The organism is Chitinophaga sp., from assembly GCF_035564935.1.
Classification (GTDB): domain Bacteria; phylum Bacteroidota; class Bacteroidia; order Chitinophagales; family Chitinophagaceae; genus Chitinophaga.
This window is the reverse complement of sequence record NZ_DATMTE010000551.1, coordinates 1-3,030: the sequence shown is the minus strand read 5'-3', so window position 1 is coordinate 3,030 and position 3,030 is coordinate 1. Positions and strand designations below refer to the sequence as shown.

Sequence of the window (3,030 nt, the reverse complement as noted above, 5' to 3'; positions counted from 1 at the left end):
TAGTTTCGTTATTATAACGACCGGTTGTTTATAACGGGGACAAATAACTTTATTTTTTTTACAGGTAAAAAATATTTTATACCGGTAATTCCATATCATACCGGTCCAGCCCGGGGCCGTAACCGTCTTTTGTGATGCGGGTTACCATAAATCCCAGTTTCCCGAAAAAAGGATACGAGTGTTGGGTAGTATCAAGCGCTATGTGGCATAACGGACATACCAACCGGATCATATTTACGCGGTACAGGAATAATTGCTTGCCAAACCCCTGTTTATGTAGTGTATGCGTGATGAGGCCCCAGGTCATTTTTGCCTCCTGCCGGACTGTGTCAATATGGTATCCCCCGCAACCAATTACCTGTTCTTCCAGTATCGCAACATAGTATTGTTCGTTGTTATTTTTTGAGGAAGATGTATAACGTACATCCTGCTCCCGGAGCCATTCTTCAAAATCGGGCAACTCCGCCGGTGCAAAATAGCGCGGCATATTACTTTTAAATGCGGCTATACAGGCGGATTTATCGGCGGGTGTATATGGCCTGATGGTGATGGACATGGTTTGGAAACTTTCCGGGTTAGTATCATCAATAAACAGCCATAAATTAAGTTTTAAATACCAGCTGGAGAAAAAATAAACCGGCAGTCGCGCTGTGATCCGGGGTACATGAAATCCCCGCAACTTCCAATACCCTATATCCATCTGAAAATACCTGCAATAGCGTCATTAATGCCTTATATCCATCCTAAAACACCTGTAATAATATCTTCCAATGGCTGCCGGCACAACAGATATCCCGCAATCACTGTATACATCTGCCAAAAACATTGCTCCTTCTCTCTCAAAAACTATTCCCCGATGCAACAAAACGCAGGCATCTTACCTGGTTTTAAAAAATAATTGTCAAATTGACGATTAATAAAATAGTTTTACTATTTTTCCTGCCGGAAGATGAACCGGGAGCAATTATCCCGGGGGTACATACCTGTGCAGTACAAGCATATTTTAAAACTCAACACACGTTATGGAAACGCTTTTAAAGAAACAGCTTATTTTTTTGTTCCTTATCGGGTGCCTGGGCACACACCAGGCTTCTGCCCAAACAAAGGGCGGTAAACCTATTTCGCCCGACCTGTTCGGAATTTTTTTTGAAGATATCAGCTACGCGGCAGACGGTGGTTTGTATGCAGAATTAATCCAGAACCGATCGTTTGAGTATACGCCAGCCGACAGGCGGGAGTGGAATCCCTTCACCGCATGGGAATACGTGACCAAAGGATTTGGTTATGGCGGGGTAAGCGTGGAAAGCCAATCGCCCATTCATCCCAATAACCCCCATTATGCCCTGCTCACTATTGAGGAGCCGGGGCAGGAAGGCATCGGGCTGCAGAACAACGGCTTCGATGGCATCGCCATAAAAAAGGGGGAACAGTATAACTTTTCTATATTTACCCGGTTGTTGTCCGCAACACCCATTCCTTTATCCGTGCAGCTGCGCAATCGCAAGGGCGATGTATACGGAGAAGTAAATCTCACTGCGGATGCCAGGGAGTGGAAGAAAGGCAGCGGCGTTATCACTACCAACGCCACATACGACAGCGCAGTACTGGTGATCACCGCTAAAGCGCGAGGCAGCCTGGGCATTGACATGGTATCCTTATTCCCCGTTAAAACATTTCATGGTCACGCTAACGGACTGAGAGCCGATCTGGGGCAGGCCATCGCGGACCTGAAGCCCCGCTTCATGCGCTTTCCCGGCGGTTGCCTGGTGCATGGCGACGGCCTCAATAACATGTACCGCTGGAAAAATACCATCGGCCCCGTTGAAGAAAGGAAGGAACAGCGGAATATCTGGAACTATCACCAATCGATGGGACTTGGCTATTTCGAGTATTTCCAGTTCTGTGAAGATATAGGCGCCAAACCCTTACCTGTAGTGCCCGCAGCGGTAAGCTGCCAGAACTCCGGCGGTACCTGGCGTATAGGCGGCACCGGGCAAAAAGGATTGCCAATGGAGGAAATGCAGGACTATATCAATGAAATACTGGATCTTATTGAGTATGCCAACGGACCGGCTACTTCTGCCTGGGGCGCTAAACGCGCTGCGGCAGGGCACCCGGAGCCCTTTCACCTGGAGTACCTGGCTATTGGTAATGAAGACAAACAAACACCCGTTTTCAGGGAACGCTTTAAGTTGATTGAAACGGCGGTGAAACAAAAACACCCGGAAATCACGCTCATTGGCACAGTAGGCCCGGCTCCCGCAGGGGACGACTTTGAAGCCGGCTGGAAGTTCGCCAACGAAAACGCTTTACAGGTAGTGGATGAACATTACTACGAGAAACCCGAATGGTTCCTGGAGCATAAGCATCGCTACGATTCCTACAACCGCAGTAAATCAAAAGTATACCTGGGCGAATATGCCTCCCGGGGAAATACCTGGTTCAATGCACTGGCCGAAGCCGTGTATATGACAGGGCTGGAACGCAACGGCGATGTGGTGCGGCTATCGTCATACGCCCCGCTGCTGGCGCGTACCGGGCATACTTCGTGGAACCCAAACCTGATTTATTTTACAGGCACCACCATCACCCGCACGCCTAATTATTACATACAACATTTGTTTTCAAACAATGCAGGCGACCGTTATTATGCTGGTGTCGTTTCGCTGGACAATGACGTTAATACAGGTGCGTCTTGTGTGAAAGACAGTCAAAGCGGTGATATCATTATTAAACTGGTGAACGCCGGTGAAAACAAAGTGAAGGCCAAAGCCAGTATTGCCAGCCTGGCAGGAAGCCATGCAAATGCCGAGGTAACAGTATTCACAGAAAACACAACAGATAAAAATGCACCGGCAGTTAATACCGCCACCAGCCAGCTGGAAGTTGGTAAAGTGATTAACTACGAAGTAGCCCCCCGTTCGGTGGTGGTTATCAGGATACCGGGAAAAAAGTAAACGATATAATGGCGCATAAGATAGTATGGGAAAACCATTTCCTATATTATCAATGGAGTTAGAAAGAGATGGT

At 47.7% G+C, this 3,030-nt stretch carries 2 protein-coding genes; one reads left to right on the top strand and one right to left on the bottom strand.

Features of this window, described 5'->3' with window-relative positions; translation table 11 throughout:
• Window positions 1-76: 76 nt before the first annotated feature.
• Window positions 77-556 carry a GNAT family N-acetyltransferase gene (locus VN105_RS14300; protein ID WP_325642010.1) on the bottom strand — a complete coding sequence of 160 codons (480 nt, stop codon included), beginning with the start codon at window positions 554-556 and terminating at the stop codon, window positions 77-79.
• Window positions 557-1,022: 466 nt separating this feature from the next.
• Here VN105_RS14300 and VN105_RS14295 point away from each other — a divergent pair, with 466 nt between their 5' ends.
• Window positions 1,023-2,957, top strand: a complete 1,935-nt coding sequence (locus tag VN105_RS14295) for an alpha-L-arabinofuranosidase C-terminal domain-containing protein (protein WP_325642008.1) — start codon at window positions 1,023-1,025, stop codon at window positions 2,955-2,957.
• Window positions 2,958-3,030 lie beyond the last annotated feature (73 nt).

Coding starts and splice junctions, on each gene's coding strand:
- VN105_RS14295 (WP_325642008.1), top strand. CDS start 1,023: ATGGAAACGCTTTTAAAGAAACAGCTTATTTTTTTGTTCCTTATCGGG.
- VN105_RS14300 (WP_325642010.1), bottom strand. CDS start 556: ATGTCCATCACCATCAGGCCATATACACCCGCCGATAAATCCGCCTGT.